This is a genomic window from Streptomyces sp. NPDC050161 (genome assembly GCF_044460025.1).
Taxonomy (GTDB): Bacteria; Actinomycetota; Actinomycetes; order Streptomycetales; family Streptomycetaceae; genus Streptomyces.
Map to the genome: position 1 here is coordinate 14,388 of NZ_JBITJM010000007.1, position 14,689 is coordinate 29,076.

11 protein-coding genes are annotated in these 14,689 nt (G+C 74.6%); 3 read left to right on the forward strand and 8 right to left on the reverse strand.

Features of this window, described 5'->3' with window-relative positions; genetic code table 11:
* Positions 1 to 47: 47 nt before the first annotated feature.
* The 5 genes from ACIBK8_RS14400 to ACIBK8_RS14420 form a co-directional block, all read right to left on the reverse strand.
* Positions 48 to 665, reverse strand: coding sequence for a TetR/AcrR family transcriptional regulator (locus tag ACIBK8_RS14400; RefSeq protein WP_399042090.1), 618 nt, complete (start codon positions 663 to 665; stop codon positions 48 to 50).
* Between the two features lie 62 nt (positions 666 to 727).
* On the reverse strand, positions 728 to 1,597 hold the full coding sequence (locus ACIBK8_RS14405) for an alpha/beta fold hydrolase (protein ID WP_399042091.1): 870 nt from the start codon (positions 1,595 to 1,597) through the stop codon (positions 728 to 730).
* Positions 1,598 to 1,776: 179 nt separating this feature from the next.
* Positions 1,777 to 2,190 carry a DUF742 domain-containing protein gene (locus ACIBK8_RS14410; RefSeq protein WP_399042092.1) on the reverse strand — a complete coding sequence of 138 codons (414 nt, stop codon included), beginning with the start codon at positions 2,188 to 2,190 and terminating at the stop codon, positions 1,777 to 1,779.
* Between the two features lie 13 nt (positions 2,191 to 2,203).
* Positions 2,204 to 2,647 carry a roadblock/LC7 domain-containing protein gene (locus ACIBK8_RS14415; protein ID WP_393688376.1) on the reverse strand — a complete coding sequence of 148 codons (444 nt, stop codon included), beginning with the start codon at positions 2,645 to 2,647 and terminating at the stop codon, positions 2,204 to 2,206.
* Entirely contained in the window at positions 2,644 to 5,451 is a 2,808-nt protein-coding gene (locus ACIBK8_RS14420; RefSeq protein WP_399042094.1) for a nitrate- and nitrite sensing domain-containing protein, read from the reverse strand. Before ACIBK8_RS14420 ends, ACIBK8_RS14415 begins: the two co-directional genes overlap by 4 nt.
* A gap of 256 nt (positions 5,452 to 5,707) precedes the next feature.
* Here ACIBK8_RS14420 and ACIBK8_RS14425 point away from each other — a divergent pair, with 256 nt between their 5' ends.
* Positions 5,708 to 6,226 (forward strand): hypothetical protein, encoded by a 519-nt coding sequence (locus ACIBK8_RS14425; protein ID WP_399042095.1) that lies wholly within the window; start codon positions 5,708 to 5,710, stop codon positions 6,224 to 6,226.
* Positions 6,227 to 6,236: 10 nt separating this feature from the next.
* Here the strand turns inward: ACIBK8_RS14425 and ACIBK8_RS14430 are convergent, their stop codons facing one another.
* Positions 6,237 to 6,569, reverse strand: coding sequence for a bifunctional 3-phenylpropionate/cinnamic acid dioxygenase ferredoxin subunit (locus ACIBK8_RS14430; RefSeq protein ID WP_399042096.1), 333 nt, complete (start codon positions 6,567 to 6,569; stop codon positions 6,237 to 6,239).
* A 162-nt stretch (positions 6,570 to 6,731) separates the two neighbouring features.
* Between ACIBK8_RS14430 and ACIBK8_RS14435 the strand changes: the two genes are divergently transcribed.
* Both ACIBK8_RS14435 and ACIBK8_RS14440 read left to right on the forward strand, forming a co-directional pair.
* Positions 6,732 to 7,538 carry an IclR family transcriptional regulator gene (locus ACIBK8_RS14435; protein ID WP_399042097.1) on the forward strand — a complete coding sequence of 269 codons (807 nt, stop codon included), beginning with the start codon at positions 6,732 to 6,734 and terminating at the stop codon, positions 7,536 to 7,538.
* A gap of 238 nt (positions 7,539 to 7,776) precedes the next feature.
* On the forward strand, positions 7,777 to 8,862 hold the full coding sequence (locus ACIBK8_RS14440) for an S-(hydroxymethyl)mycothiol dehydrogenase (protein WP_399042098.1): 1,086 nt from the start codon (positions 7,777 to 7,779) through the stop codon (positions 8,860 to 8,862).
* Positions 8,863 to 8,958: 96 nt separating this feature from the next.
* Here the strand turns inward: ACIBK8_RS14440 and ACIBK8_RS14445 are convergent, their stop codons facing one another.
* Both ACIBK8_RS14445 and ACIBK8_RS14450 read right to left on the reverse strand, forming a co-directional pair.
* Positions 8,959 to 13,674, reverse strand: coding sequence for a hypothetical protein (locus ACIBK8_RS14445; RefSeq protein WP_399042099.1), 4,716 nt, complete (start codon positions 13,672 to 13,674; stop codon positions 8,959 to 8,961).
* A 59-nt stretch (positions 13,675 to 13,733) separates the two neighbouring features.
* A complete protein-coding gene (locus ACIBK8_RS14450; RefSeq protein WP_399042377.1) occupies positions 13,734 to 14,612 on the reverse strand; it encodes a hypothetical protein in 879 nt (292 codons plus the stop codon).
* Positions 14,613 to 14,689 lie beyond the last annotated feature (77 nt).

The window sequence follows — 14,689 nt, forward strand, 5'->3', positions numbered from 1 at the left end:
CCGAAAGGGGCGTGATGTACGGCGGGTTGGGGGGCGCGGGCCGGAAGTCAGCGCGGCCCGAGTACCGCCGGACGGTCCCGGTCGAGGACGTCCAGGAGGCCGACGAGGCCGGACTCCACGAAGGCGCACAGCTCGTCACGGCCGCCGGCCTCCCCGGACGGCCAGCTGATGACCGCTTCCTCGGCGAACGCCATCCAGGCGCGGGAGGCCACGGCGCTGCGTGGGGTGTCGGGCATGCCGAGCCTGCGCCGGCCCTCGCACAGCCGCCGGGCGAGTACGTCGCGGGTCTCGCCGAGGATGTCGGTGACCGCGGGGTGGCTGCCGGCCGCGCCGCGGACCAGGGCGAGGTAGATCTGCCGGTGTTCCAGGACGTAGTCCACGAAGCCGGCGATGAAGGCCCGCACCCAGGGGACGGGGCCGAGTCCCGGGTCGGGTTCGGTGGCGTCGGTGAAGTGGGCGCAGGCGGTGCGGACGACGGCGCGGTAGAAGTCGCGCTTGGATTCGAAGTAGTGGAAGAGCAGGCCGCGGGAGATCCCTGCGCGGCGGGCCACCTCGTCGGTGGACAGTTCGTCCAAGGAGCGGTCGGCGAGCATCTCCAGACCGATGCCGACCAGTTGCTCGCGCCGCTGGTCGGGGGTGAGGCGGGTGACGCGCTTGCCGGACATGCCCGCAGTGTACGGCGGGCCGTGCGGGCCGGGGCAGGCGCCGTGCCCCGGCCCGCTGCGGGTCAGCTGTACCGGCCGAGATGCTCGACGATCGCCGGGTTGACCCGGTCGGGGACCTCTTCGGGCAGCCAGTGGCTGACGCCTTCCAGCGTCTCGAAGCGGTAAGGACCGTCCACCCACTCCGCCGTGGCCTCGGCGGCGGCACGGCCCAGCGCGATGTCCTCGCTGCCCCACATGTAGAGGGTGGGCACGGAGATCCGTCCGGCCGGCACCACGAGCGTCTCCTCGGGCGCGCGGTACCAGTTGAGGGTCGCGGTCAGCGCGCCGGGCTCGGAGAGCCTGCGGATGTTGGCGTCGACCAGCGCGGTGGGCACCTTGCCGCCGTAGGCCGCGCGCAGCCAGGCGGCGCCGTCGGCGAGCAGGGTCTCTTCGGCGACGCCGCCGGGGGTGCGGAAGAGGCGTACGTAGTCCTGCCGCTTGTACTGGTCGGTGCCCTTGGCGGCCTCCCGGCCGAGTGCCACGGGGTGCGGGGTGGCCAGCACGGTCAGCGACTTCAGCCGGTCGGGGTGCGCGGCGGCCAGCGCCCAGGCGACCAGGCCGCCCCAGTCGTGGGAGACGAGGTGGAAGCGGCCGGCGCCCTGGGAGTCGGCGAACGCGAGGGCGTCGGCGACCAGTTCGGGCACGGCGTAGTCGGTGACCTGCGCCGGGCGGGCGCCTGGCGAGTAGCCGCGCTGGTCGACGGCGACGGCGCGGTAGCCGGCCGCGGCCAGGGCGGGGAGCACCTGGGACCAGGAGTCGGCGAACTCGGGCCAGCCGTGCAGCAGCAGGACGAATTCACCGTCGGCGGGCCCGGCGGCCAGGGCGTCGTAGGTGTACGGGCCGACCCGGATCTCCAGGCGCTCGAAGGGGTGCGGCGACGAATCCGTGGCCATGACGGCACTCTCCTCTTGTTGACCGATGCTCAACAGGACCGTAACAAGGTGGCGGCCGATGCTCAACGCCCCCGGGCCGCAGGCGCGTCGGGCCGTGGGCGGGCCACCACGCACAACGCCCGTGCCGCCGCTCCGGCGGTTCCGGAGGGGCGGCACGGGCGTCGGGCACGCCGGGCGGCTCAGAGGGCGCGCAGGCCGTCGATCACCTCGCGCAGCACCTTCTCGTCGGGCAGTTCGGCGGGCGGCACCGGGCGGCTGACGTGCACGAGCTCCGCGTCCAGCAGATCGCCGATGAGCACCCTGACGACCCCGACCGGAAGGTCGAGTTCGGCCGCCAGCTCGGCGACCGACAGCGGCGCCTGCCGGCACAGCTCGACGATGTCGACGTGCTCGGGCGACAGCATCTGATCGCCGACCGTGTCGTCAGCCCGGCTCTCGGCGATCACCAGCGCGATCAGGTCGAGCCGCCCCTCGGCCGCCGTACGGGTGCGCCCGCGCGTCATCGCGTACGGGCGGACGACGGGCCCCGCCTCGTCGTCGAACCAACGGGCCGTACCGCCACGGGGCACGGCCCGCTCGTCCTGATCGCTCATGACCTCACCGTCGTCACCCGCTGGTGGGGAGCTCGCTCCGGGGCGCGGTGCCCAGGTGCGTACCCACGCGTTTGACCAGCAGCGTCATCTCGTAGGCGATCAGGCCGACGTCGGACTCCGCCTCGGCCAGGACGGCCAGGCAGCTGCCGTCGCCCGCCGCGCTGACGAACAGGAACGCGTCGTCCAGCTCGACGAGGGTCTGGCGGACCCGGCCCGCGTCGAAGTGCCGGCCGACGCCCTTGGCCAGGCTGTGGAATCCGGAGGCCACGGCGGCCAGGTGCTCGCCGTCCTCGCGGGTGAGGTCCTTGGACGCGCCGGTGGCCAGTCCGTCGCTGGAGAGGATGAGTGCCTTGCGGATGCTGCCGACCCGCTCGACCAGCTCGTCGAGGAGCCAGTTCAGCTCCCCCGATCCCTGCGAGGCCGATGCGCTGGCGGCTGCTGCCTTCGGTGCGGTCATGGGCCGTCCCCTCCCGGTGTGGTTCCTGGTGCTGTGGTGCCCCCGCCGTCGCCTTCGCGTGCGGCACTGCCGTCCGCGCTGCCGTCCTGGGTGGCGTGGTCGTCCGTGCTGCCGTCAGCGGCTGCGGACTCTTCGTTGTCGCGGCGACCGCGCTGCCAGCCGCGCTGGAGCGAGGCCATTCTGGCGCGCACCGCCTCGGCGTCCCGGTCGTCGTCCGCCTGCGCCGCCCGCCGTTCCTCTTCGGCCTGCTGTGCGGGGTCGGCCTTGAGCTGCGGGGCGAGGCTGGCCTGCCGGACCCGGCGGGGCAGGCCGCCCGGTGTGGTGGCCGGGGGCCGCTGCCGGGGCGGGCCGCCCGCCTGCGGGTCCGGTGCGGGGCCGTCCGGCGTCCGGCCGCCGCCCTCGTCGGCCGCCCGCGGAGCGCGGTCGGCCGGCTCGGGCTCCGGGCGCGCGGGGCCGCCGCTCCGGGCGCGGGTCTCGCCGTCCTCGACCGTACGGCCGTGGTCGGAGACCAGCACCGGCGGGCGGGGGCGGCGGCGCGGCAGCGGGGCGGGGCCGCTGCCCGGTGTCCGGTCGCCGGCCTGCTGGTGCTGTTCGGCGGCGGCGAGATGGGGCACGGGTGCGATGCCGGGCGACGGGGTGGGTCCGGTGGGCGCCGCCGCGCCGCGCCGGCCGCGGCCCCTGGACCTGCCCCGGAAGAGGGCGTCCTCGTCGTCGAGGCGGTCCAGTTCGTCCGCGCCGAGCGGCGGCTCCAGTTCGACCGGACCGTCGAGTGCGGGGACGCGGCTCGCGCGCCGCCCCAGCATCTGCGACGGGGCACCCAGCTTTCCCGTGACCGGCTCCAGCGCGGGCAGGTCGGGTCCTTCCGCCGGCTCCACGCGGGCCGTCTCGCGGTCCCCGCGGCCACCCGGGCCCGATTCGGTGAGGATGGTGCCGGGGATGAAGACCACGGCGGTGGTGCCGCCGTACGGCGAGGGCTGGAGTGACACCCGTACGGCCTGCCGCTGGGCGAGCCTGCTGACCACGAACAGGCCGAGCCTGTCGGTGTCGGACAGTTCGAACTCGGGGGTCTCGGCGAGCCGGAGGTTGGCGTCGAGCAGCAGGTCGGGGGCGATGCCGAGGCCGCGGTCGTGGATTTCGACGGTGAAGCCGTTGGCGACGCGTTCGCCGACGACCTGGACGGCGGTGTGCGGCGGGGAGAACACCGTGGCGTTCTCCAGGAGTTCGGCGATCAGGTGGGTGAGGTCGGAGACCGCGGGCCCGTCGACCGCGAGCCGGGGCAGCCTGCGCACCTCGATCCGCTCGTAGTCCTCCACCTCGGCGACGGCCGCCCGCACCACGTCCATCAGCTGGACGGGCTTGCGCCACTGCCGGGAGGGCGCCGCCCCGGAGAGGATCACCAGGCCCTCCGCGTGCCGGCGCATGCGGGTGGTGAGGTGGTCGAGGCGGAAGAGGTCGGCGAGTTCGTCGGTGTCCTCGGTGCGCCGCTCCATGGCGTCCAGGAGGGTGAGCTGGCGGTGCAGCAGCACCTGGCTGCGGCGGGCGAGGTTGACGAACACCTCGGAGACGCCGCGGCGCATGTCGGCCTGCTTGACCGCGGCCTCGATCGCGGCCCGCTGGAGGGTGTTGAGCGCCTGGCCGACCTGTCCCGTTTCGTCCTGGCCGAATTCCAGCCGGGGCGCCTCGGTCTCCACGTCGACCTGTTCCCCGGCCGCGAGCCGCCGCATGACGCTGGGCAGCCGGACGCCGGAGACCTCGTGCGCGGCCTTGCGCAGCCGGGTGAGGTCCTTGACGTGCCGGCGGCCGATGCGGAAGGAGACGATGAGCGAGACGAGCAGGGCGACGAAGCCGAGCACGCCGGCGATCACCGCCTTGGCCACGACGGCGAGCGCGACCGGCCTGACCCGGCTCCGGAAGCGCTCGGTCGATTCCTTGCCCATCCGCTGGAGGTCGTCGAGCACCCTGGTGGCCTCGGTGTCCCACCGTTCGGCGTTGAGTGCCTTCGGCGCGGCGGCTGCGCCCGCGCCGATCGCGGTGTTCTCGTACCCTTCGAGTTCGCCGGTCGCGGGCGAGCGCCAGTAGTCCTGGAAGAGGCCGCGGTCGCGGGGCGGCAGGAGGGGCAGGCTGGTGCGGTACAGGACCCGGCGGGCGGCGACCTCGTCGGAGACCGTGCGCAGGTCGCTCTTGCTCATGCTGCCGGAGGCCAGCGCCGCCGACATCAGCGCGTCCTCGCGGGAGAGCGACTCGCGGGCGCGGGTGACGGTGACCAGCGCGCGGCCCTGCTTGTCCAGTTCGACGTTCTCCAGCGCGTGCAGCGCGACGATGAAGTCGTAGTGCGGGTCGACCATGCCGTTGTAGGCGGCGAACGCCTCGTCGCGGGAGACGGTGTTGTTCTCGATCTGGCCGCGCAGGGCGGGGAGTTGGGACAGCTCCTGGACGGCGGTGCGCATCGCGCGGCGCGCGGCGCCGCCGAGGTCGTCGCGCACGTCGGGGTCCTCGGCTCCGGCGCGCAGCCGGGCCACGGACTCGTCGGTGGCGCGGGTCTGCTGCCGCAGTTGCGGGAGTGCGTCCGCGTCGCGCCGGTCGGCGAGGTACATCAGGCTCTGTCTGCGCTCGCGCTGGAGGTCCTGCACGACCTCATCGGCCGGACCGCCCAGCGCATGGTTGACGTGGCCGGCTTCGAGCAGCTGGTTGGCATCGCGACCGGTGACGTACGTCGCGAAGGCCCACATGACCGTCAGGGACACCAGCGGCACGAGCAGCAACGCCACGATCTTCCGACGGATCGACTTCCCGCGAAAGCGCATGGCCTCCCCTAGTCAACCCCGGCCCACGGGGGTGGTGTTCCGTCAACAAACGGCGCGAGCCTACTACTGCCTGACGGTCAACCCGAAGACCTGGCCAGACGTCTACTCCTGGCGCCCGGCGGGATCGTCACGGCTTGTCCGGCGATTCCCGGACAAGCCACCCGCGCATCGGGCCACCACACTCCCGCCACTATCCGGCCGACAGCCGGGTGTCTGGCCGGAATTCCTCCACCCCGGGTAACACGGCGGCGCACCCTTGGGCGACGATGGCGGCGGACCCCGGGGGGCGGCACGCGGAACGCGGTGCGGCCCTTGGCGTGCGCCGGGCGCACAGCCGGGGTCGGGACAGGCGCGAGGGTACGGGGAGTGTGACGCGTTGACGGAATCCGGCAATCGCCCGCTGTGGCAGGAGGAACCGGCCGCCCGCCGCCGGATGGCCGACCCGGTGCGTACCGCCGCGGTGCGCGCGGTGCTCATCGTGGCGGTCACCCTGATCCAGGCGATGGTGGCGTTCCTGAGCACGCTGGCCGGCTCCTGGCTGGCCTTTCCCGCGGTGATCAGCACGGTCGCCAGCACCGTGGTCGCGACCTGGGCGGTGCTGGACGTCTGGGTGACCCGGCAGGTGTGGGTGCAGCGGCACGGCGTGCAGTCGCAGCCGAGCAGTACGGCCCGGCAGTTGCGCCGCGAACGCCGGCAGGCCCGGCGGGAGGCCCGCAGGCAGGCCCGCAGCAAGAAGCGGGAAGGACCGCCCCGGGTCGACCGCGCGCCCGTGTGACGGCCCGCGCTCAGGCCACCGCCTCTTCGCGCACGGCGGGCCGCAGGTGCACCACGCCGTCCAGGACGGTGACGCCATGTGTGCGCACCGGGCGGCGGGCCGGCAGGCAGGCCGGTGCCCCGGTGCGCAGGTCGAACAGGGCCGCGTGCAGCGGGCATTCGACGTGGCAGCCCGCCACGAAGCCTTCGGAGAGCGAGGCGTCCTGGTGGCTGCACATGTCGTCCGTCGCGTAGAACTCACCGTCCTCCGCGTGGAAGACGGCGATCGCGGGTGTGTGGTCGTCGACGGTGATCCGCAGGGACTCGCCCACGGGCAGGTCTTCGATACGGCAGACGGGAATCATCTGGCCCCCCTCGCGCTGATCGGTATCATGGCGTTTTGAATAACGCATCGCAGAGCGCGATGCGCAACAGAATCCAAGCCGGGGAGCGGGCCGTCAAGAGCCTCCCGGCAGATGCCCTCAGACGTGCCCCTCAGGGGCCACCGGGTGGTGACACGAAGACCCATGTCGAACACGAGCGATACCGCAGACGACCGGTCCGACGAGCGGCGCGGAGGGGCGGGATCCGTCCAGTCCGTGGACCGCGCGGTGAGCGTGCTGGAGATCCTCGCCCGCCTCGGCGAGGCCGGAGTGACCGAGCTGTCCGAGGAGTTGGGCGTCCACAAGTCGACGGCCTTCCGGATCCTGGGGGTCCTGGAGAACCGCGGCCTGGTGGAGCAGGAGAAGGAGCGCGGGAAGTACTTCCTGGGCGCCGGCGTACTGCGCCTGGCGGGCGCCGCGGCCATCCGGCTCGACATCTCGCAGGAGGGCCAGCCGGTGTGCCGGGCGCTCGCCGACGACACCGGGGAGACCGCCAACATCGCGGTCCTGGACGGCGACGCGGCGGTGAACATCATGCAGGCCAGGGGCGCGGCGGCGGTCACCGCCTACAACTGGCTCGGCAGGCGTACCCCGTTGCACGCCACCGCGAGCGGCAAGGTGCTGCTCGCGCATCTGCCACGGGAGCGCAGGGAGAGCCTGGTGGGGCGCAAGCTGCCGCGGCTCACCGCGTACACGCTCACCACACCGAGCGGCCTGCGCGAACAGCTGGCCGGCGCGCTCGACGACGGATTCGCCTGCTCCACCGAGGAGTTGGAGATCGGCCTCAACGCGGTGGCGGCGCCGGTGCGGGCGCACGACGGCGCGGTGATCGGCGCCATCGGCGTCTCGGGGCCCGCCTACCGGATGGAGCGGCCACTGCTGCCGGAGCTGGCGGAACGATCCGCCAAGGCGGCGGCCGACCTCTCCCGGCGGATGGGCTACGCGGGTTGACGGCGTGTCGGACCACACCGGGAAAAGTCACCTCTTGACGGATCGGTGACGGACTTCCAGCATGTCTCCCATGGCGCAACGCAACGCGTCATGGGCAACACAGGGGGTGGGCGGAGAGCCGCCCGCCGCCGTCCCGTTCTCTTTTGCAGCGCACCACTCCAACCCCTCACAGGCATCCGTGCCGACTCCACGCGCGCATCCGCCCTGCCCTGACGCAGGTGCTGTTTAGGAGTGAGACATGCCGCACGAAGCCCGCGCCGTCATCGCCGTCAAAAAAGGCGCGCCCGTCGAGGTGCTGCCGATCCTCGTGCCCGACCCCGGTCCCGGCGAAGTGCTCGTGGCCGTCCAGGCGTGCGGGGTGTGCCACACCGACCTGCACTACCGCGACGGCGCGATCGGCGACGACTTTCCCTACCTGCTCGGCCATGAGGCGGCCGGCACCGTCGAGGCCGTCGGGCCCGGTGTCGCCGACCTCTCCCCCGGCGACTACGTGGTGCTCGCCTGGCGGGCGCCCTGCGGCCAGTGCCGCTCCTGCCGCCGCGGCCGGCCGTGGTACTGCTTCGACTCCCGCAACGCCGCCCGGCCGATGACCCTGCTGGACGGCACCGAACTCACCTGCGCCCTGGGCATCGGGGCGTTCGCCGAGAAGACCCTGGTGGCCGCGGGGCAGGCGGTGAAGGTCGACCCGGCGGCGCGCCCCGAAGCCGCGGGCCTGATCGGCTGCGGGGTGATGGCGGGCTACGGCGCGGCCGTGCACACCGGGGCCGTCGGCAGCGGGGACACCGTCGCCGTGATCGGCTGCGGCGGGGTCGGCAACGCCGCCATCGCCGGCGCCTCACGGGCCGGCGCCCGCCGGGTGATCGCGGTCGACATCGACGGCGGGAAGCTGGACGCCGCCGAGCGCTTCGGCGCCACCGACACCGTCAACTCCCGTGGCACCGACCCCGTCGAGGCGGTCCGCGCGCTCACCTCGGGGCACGGCGCCGACGTGGTGATCGACGCGGTCGGACGGCCGGAGACCTACCGGCAGGCGTTCTACATGCGCGACCTGGCCGGCACCCTGGTCCAAGTGGGCGTCCCCGAGCCGGACATGCGGATCGAACTCCCGCTGATCGACCTCTTCGGGCGCGGCGGCGCCCTCAAGTCCTCCTGGTACGGCGACTGTCTGCCCAGCCGTGACTTCCCCGTCCTGATCGACCTGCACCTCAGCGGCAAGCTCGACCTGGAACGGTTCGTCTCGGAGACCATCGGCCTCGCGGACCTCGAATCGGCCTTCGCCAAGATGCGCCGCGGCGACGTGCTCCGCTCGGTCGTCGTTCTGTGAGACCCACCGCCGGCCCGGGAGACCCACGGGCCGGGAGACACGCACGGCGCACACACCGGCGGCGTCCCGGCCCGGTCAGCGGCCGGTCCGGTCCGGTCAGCGGCCGGCGTCCCCCGGGCCCGCCTCAGGGGCCGCCGGATCCGGCAGCTCCTGCGGCTCTTCGGGACGGCGGTACATCCGCGTCGCGGTGATCTGGCCGTGCACCGCTTCCCCGCCCGCGTCCTGCTGCGGCAGGCCGGGGCGCAGATGCTCCTCGACGCTGATGTACTTCAGGCCCGCCCGCAGGTCGGCGTCGTTGCGCAGCCGGATGACCAGCGGGAACTCGGCGAGCGCGGTGGTGTCGAAGAGGCCGGTGGTGTAGAGCAGCTGGACGCCGAGCGCGTCGGCGACGGCCCGCTGGAGCTCCAGCAGGTACGTGGCGTTGGCGCGGCCGATGGGGTTGTCGAGGAACAGGGTGCCGGCGTGCGGCTGCTTGTCCCGGCCCCGGTCGTTGCTGCGCAGCGCGGCCATCGTGCAGTACAGGGCGATGGCCGCGGTCAGCAGCTGGCCGCCGGAGAAGACGTCGCCCATCTGCCCGACCGGCACCCGCTCGGCGCGCAGCACCGCGTCCGGCTTGAGGATCTCCACGGCCACGCCGCGCGGCTGGAGCGCCGCGCTGACCCCGCGCAGCAGCAGGGACATGCCGTCCCTGCGCAGATCGCTGTTCTTCTTCACAGCCGCGCGGGTCGCCTCGTCGATGACCTGGCCGAGCCGCTCGGTGAGGGTGGCCTGGTCAGGGTCGTCGAAGCGGATCCGCAGGAACTCCTGGCCCGACCACTCGCCGAGGCCGTCGGGCAGCCGGGAGAGCCGCTGGGCGGAGCGCAGCGTCGTCAGCGAGGACTCCACCAGACCCCGCAACCGGTCGACGATGCTGTCGCGGTTGCGCTCCAGCTGCTCCAGTTCGTCGGTGAGCACCCGCAGCCGGGGCGCGAACGCCTCCGCCCACTTGGCCGCGTGGTCGGGCAGCGCGGCGGCCGGCAGCTCGCGGATCTGCTGGCGCGCGGGGGTGCGGACCTGCTCGTAGCGGGTGGAGTTGGCGTGCCGTACGAGGATGTCGCTCGCCTCGCGGACCGCGGCGTCGGCGGACGAGAGGTCGGCGGCGCAGCCGCGCAGCGAGCGGCGGGACTCGGCGGCGGCGCGGCGGCCCTCCTCCAGCCGCCCGGCGTACGGCTCGGGCCGCTCGGCCGCCGGGTCGTCCGCGGCGTGCTGATCACGCAGCAGGTCGCGCAGCAGCGCCGCGGTCTCCTCGAAGCCGCCGGCCGCGTCCTCGGCGGCGCGGTGGCCGTGCAGCAGTTCGTCGTGCCGGGCGCGGGCGGTCTCCAACGCCTCGGTGGCGGTGGCGAGTTCGCCGCCCGCCGTGCGCAGCAGCTCCTTGGCGCGCTCCGCGTCGGCGGGGACCATGTCGTCGGGGAGTTCGGTGTGCGCCTCGCCGTCGGCGGGCGCCAGCCGTTCGGCCTCGCCGCGCAGCCGGCCCAGTTGCTCGCTGGCGGCGGACGCCCGGGTCTCCAGCATCTGGACGAGGGACTCGGCGCGGGCCGCGGCGGCCTGCCGGGACGGCCCGTCGGCCGCGTCCGGGCTCTCCAGAAGCGTCTCGGCGCGGGTGCGGACCTTGTTGGTGAGGCGGTTCAGCTCGGCGAGTGCGGCGCTCTCGTCGCCCTCGGCGCGGGCCTGTTCGGCGCGCAGGTCGGCGCCGACGCCCACCTTTTCGTAGAGCTGGGACGCGGCGCGGTACGCCTCGCGCAGCGCCGGGAGTGACGCGCTCGCGCCCTCGGGCGCCTCCCCGATGTCGTCCGGCACACCGGCGATCTCGGAGCGCTCGGAGCGCAGTGCGCGGGCGGTGCGGCGGGCGTCGTCGGCGGCGCGCTGGGCGGCCCTGCGGTCCTCGTCGGCGGCGCGGGCGCGGTCCACGCACTCCTCGGCGCGGCCCTCGAACTCGGCTGCTTCGTCGGCGAGTTCGCGGAGCCTGGACTGCCATCCGGCGCGTTCGCGCAGCCGGTGGGCGAGCCCTGCCAGGATGTCGGCGGCGCGGCGGGCGCGCTGCGCGGTCTCCTGGCGTGCGTCGCGGACCCGGACGGCCTCGGCGGCGGCTTCGTCGGCCTCGGTGCGCGCGGCACGGGCCTCGGCCAGTTCGGCGGCGGCTTCGTCGGCCGCCGTGCGGGTCTGTTCGGCGGCGGCGGCCAGTTCCGCGAGGTGCCCGGCCGGGCAGCCGCTGCGCCAGGAGCCGAGCCTGGCGGCCAGCGCGCGGTCCCCTGCCAGCCGTGCGGCGAGCGCGCGGATCTCCTCGTCCCGCTCGACGGCGCGGGCGCGCAGGGCCTGGCGTTCCTCGTCGGCGGCTGACTCGTCGTGCATCGCCGGGTTCGGCGGGACCAGGAAGACGCCGGTGTCCTGGCCGTCCGGCGCGGGGGTGGGGGCGAGCAGCGCCGCCGAGGTGCCGACGGCGACGGCGGACCGGGGCAGCAGCGCGGCCTGGGCGAGGATCTCGCGGGCCCGTGCGTGGGTGGCGGGGTCGGTGATGACGACGCCGTCGACCAGCTCGGGGCGGGCGGCGAGCACTCTGCTGTGGTCGGCGGGGTCGACGGACTGGGCGAGGTAGCGCCAGCCGGGCAGCGCGGGGACGCCGTGCTCGCCGAGGTATTCCACGGCGGCCAGCACGTCGGGCCCCGGGGGCAGCAGGCCGCCGTCGCCGAGCGCGCCCAGGATCCGGGAGTCGTCGGCCGCCGCGGTGCGCAGGTCGAACAGCTGCCGCTCGGCGGCGCCGACGCCGCTTTCGATGAGTTCGTGCAGCGCGTCGGCGTTGCGGTCCAGTTCCTCGGGGGTCAGCGGCCCTGATCCGGCCTCCACCGCGGGCGCGGGCGCGGTGCGGGCCGGGCCGCCGTCGTCGGCCGCCGGGGTGCGCGGGCCCGGTACGCCCGCGTGGGCCTGCGGCAGGCCGAGGAGGTCGGCGAGCCGCGGTTCGGCGCCGATCGACGCGGCGGCGGCCCGCTCGGCGTCGTGGGCGCGGCCCGCGGCCTGGGCCGCGTCCTCGGCGCGGGCGGCGGCGAGTTCGGCGGCGGCGTGCCGTGCGGCGGCCTCGCGGGCCAGGTCGGTGGCCTGCCCCGCACTCTCGCGGGCGGTGTCCCAGGCGACGACCGCGCTCTTCTCGGCGTCGGACGCGGCGAGCGCGGCACGGGCCGGGTCGGCGTCCGGCGCGCTGTCGTCCAGCCAGCCGGCCTCGACCGCCTCGGTGGTCTCCTGGGCGACCTCGGCCAGCCGCTGCTTGAGGTGGTCGGCCTCGCTGCGGGCGCGCTGGGCGTGGGTGGCGGCGGCGGTGGCGTCGCGGTGCGCGGCCTCGCCCGACTCCTGGAGGGCGGCGGAGCGCTCCTCCTCTTCGTTGGCGAGCTGTTCGCCGGCCTCGGCCGCGGTGTGCAGCGCGCGGACGAGGTCGGCGGCGGCGGTGGCGCGGGCGGCCAGGGCCGGCGCGGCGTCCCGCTCGGCCTCGCGGATGGCGGCGGCGACGCGGGCGGAGCGGTCGGCGGCTGCGCGGTGGCGCAGCGCGGTCTCGGCGGCCTGCCAGGCGCTGTGGAGGGTGCGGGCGTCGTTCAGTTCGCGGCGCTGGGCGGTCGCGCCCTTCTCGGCTGCGGCGAGCGCCAGCGAGGCGTGGCGGTAGGCGAGTTCGGCGGAGACCAGGGAGCGGCGCTCGCGGGTGCGTTCGGCTTCGGTGACGCGGTGGGCTGCGGTGGCGACCTGCTCGGCGAGTTCGGCGGCACGGCCGCGCTCCTCGGTGCCGCGGGCGTGCAGCCGCTGGGCGAGGGTGCGGGTGCGCCGCTCGGCCCCGGCGTGCACCTGGCGGGTGTGCTCGCGCAGTTCGGCGGCTTCCGCGATCTTGGAGAGCAGGTCGAGGGAGCCCGCGGTGAACTCCCGCTCGGCGGTCAGCTCGGCGCGCCTGCCGAGCTTGTGCGCGAAGCCGTGGACGAGGTCGGCGAGGCCGTCGGTGTCCCGGGTGTCGGTGACGGCGCGCAGCAGCAGGTCGGTGAAGTCGGAGTCGTTCTTGACCGCGAAGAGTCCCGCGGCCTCACCCTCGTCGGCGTTCATCTCCCGCTGGTAGCGGAAGAGTTCGGGGTCGAGGCCGAGGTCGCCGAGGTGTTCGTTCCAGCGTTCGTGCACCTCTTCCCAGACGACGTCGAGGTTGGGGTAGTTCTTGCCTGCTTCGGTGAGGACGTCGCGGAAGCCCTTCATCGTGCGGCGGCGGCCCTGGGCGCCGGACGCGCCCTCGCCGTTCGCCTGGCGGGGCCGGACGACGGTGGCCTCGGCGACGGGCAGGGAGTCCAGGCTCATGCCGGGCCCCGGCCGGAAGCTGTACCAGGCTTCGGCGAACTTGCGCGGGTCGTTGGAGACCTGCCGGCCGCGCCACTCGCTGGCCTTGCCGACCACGACGCTCTCGCCGGTGAGGGTGTGCTGCCATTCCAGGGCGACGTGTCCGCAGTCGTCGGCGAGCAGGAACTTGCGCAGCACGCCGGAGCTGGCGCCGCCAAGTGTGTTGCGGTGGCCCGGCAGCATGACCGAGAAGATCAGCTTCAGCAGGACGGACTTGCCGCCGCCGTTCTCCAGGAAGAGGACACCGGCCGGGGCCGGGCGGCGCGGCGGGCCGACCGGTTCGTCCTCGAAGAAGTCCGCCTGCGCCGGGGCAGGTTGCGGTACGGGCGCGCCGACGCCGCGCAGGTCGAGCACGGTGTCGGCGTAGCGCGCGCCGGCGGGTCCGATGGAGTAGAGGCGGACCCTGGACAGCTCGTACATGGCGGACTCTCGTTGTCGTGAGCGGGCGGGAAATCGGGCGGGTGGTGGCGGGGCGTCCGTCAGGGCGCGTGGAAGGGCAGTCCCGCGTCGGCCACCAGGTCGAGGGCCTCGGTGTCCTCCCCTGGCAGCAGGGAGGCGCTGCCGTCGGCCACGGGGACGACGCCGAGCTCCAGGAGTTCGGTCATGGCGGCGCCGCCCGCCATGTCGCGGACCTGGAGCTGGTAGCGGGCGGTGGTGCGGTAGGCGCCGCCCGCGTCGTCGCCGGTGCGCTGGAGGAAGCCGGAGTCGACGAGGAAGGCGACGGCCTTGGCGATGATGCCGGTGGTGGAACCCGCCAGCCGGCGGGCGTCCTTGGTGGCGCCGGTGGCGCTGCGCCGCGCGTAGATACGCCAGGCGGCTTCGAGTCCGGGTGCGTCGCTCGCCGGGTCGCTGTTCTCGCCGTCCTCTGCGGCGCGTTCCTCCAGGCGGCGGCACGCCTGGCGGACGAAGGCGTCGACGCCGTTGACGGTGATCCGGCCGATGTAGCCGTCGTCGGCGAGGTCTTCGGGGCGCGGGAAGGCGAGCGCGGCGACGGCCAGGTGGGCCAGGCCGTGCAGGAAGCGGTCGGCGGAGTCGGACGAGGCGCGGCGGGCGTAGTCGCCCATGCGGACGGCGAAGACGGAGTCATCCGCGGCGGCGACGGCCATACCGGCGCGGGTGGAGACCTCCAGGACGATCAGTCCGAGGCCGGCCGCGACGGCGTCGGCGAGCCGCGCGAAGGCGGGATCGTCGCGGTGGCGGCGCAGCAGTTCGGCGTATCCGGTGTCCCGGGCAGGCACCAGCTTGGGCTGGAGGCCGAAGGCGACCAGCCGCGCGGCGTCCGCGGCGTCGGCCGGGGTGACGGGCGCGGGCGCTTCGGTGCCTGCGGACGGTGCGTTCCGGCCCGCCGCGGACGCCAGGTCCTGCTGCGGCACCTCGTCGGCGTCGTACTGGGTCACGGCACAAGCTCCTTGCGGGGGACGGTCTCGGGACACTT

Excerpts from the sequence above, each read along its gene's own strand:
- ACIBK8_RS14415 (WP_393688376.1), bottom strand. The coding sequence starts at position 2,647 with ATGACCGCACCGAAGGCAGCAGCCGCCAGCGCATCGGCCTCGCAGGGA.
- ACIBK8_RS14400 (WP_399042090.1), bottom strand. The coding sequence starts at position 665 with ATGTCCGGCAAGCGCGTCACCCGCCTCACCCCCGACCAGCGGCGCGAG.
- ACIBK8_RS14445 (WP_399042099.1), bottom strand. The coding sequence starts at position 13,674 with ATGTACGAGCTGTCCAGGGTCCGCCTCTACTCCATCGGACCCGCCGGC.
- ACIBK8_RS14410 (WP_399042092.1), bottom strand. The coding sequence starts at position 2,190 with ATGAGCGATCAGGACGAGCGGGCCGTGCCCCGTGGCGGTACGGCCCGT.
- ACIBK8_RS14430 (WP_399042096.1), bottom strand. The coding sequence starts at position 6,569 with ATGATTCCCGTCTGCCGTATCGAAGACCTGCCCGTGGGCGAGTCCCTG.
- ACIBK8_RS14420 (WP_399042094.1), bottom strand. The coding sequence starts at position 5,451 with ATGCGCTTTCGCGGGAAGTCGATCCGTCGGAAGATCGTGGCGTTGCTG.
- ACIBK8_RS14435 (WP_399042097.1), top strand. The coding sequence starts at position 6,732 with ATGTCGAACACGAGCGATACCGCAGACGACCGGTCCGACGAGCGGCGC.
- ACIBK8_RS14440 (WP_399042098.1), top strand. The coding sequence starts at position 7,777 with ATGCCGCACGAAGCCCGCGCCGTCATCGCCGTCAAAAAAGGCGCGCCC.
- ACIBK8_RS14405 (WP_399042091.1), bottom strand. The coding sequence starts at position 1,597 with ATGGCCACGGATTCGTCGCCGCACCCCTTCGAGCGCCTGGAGATCCGG.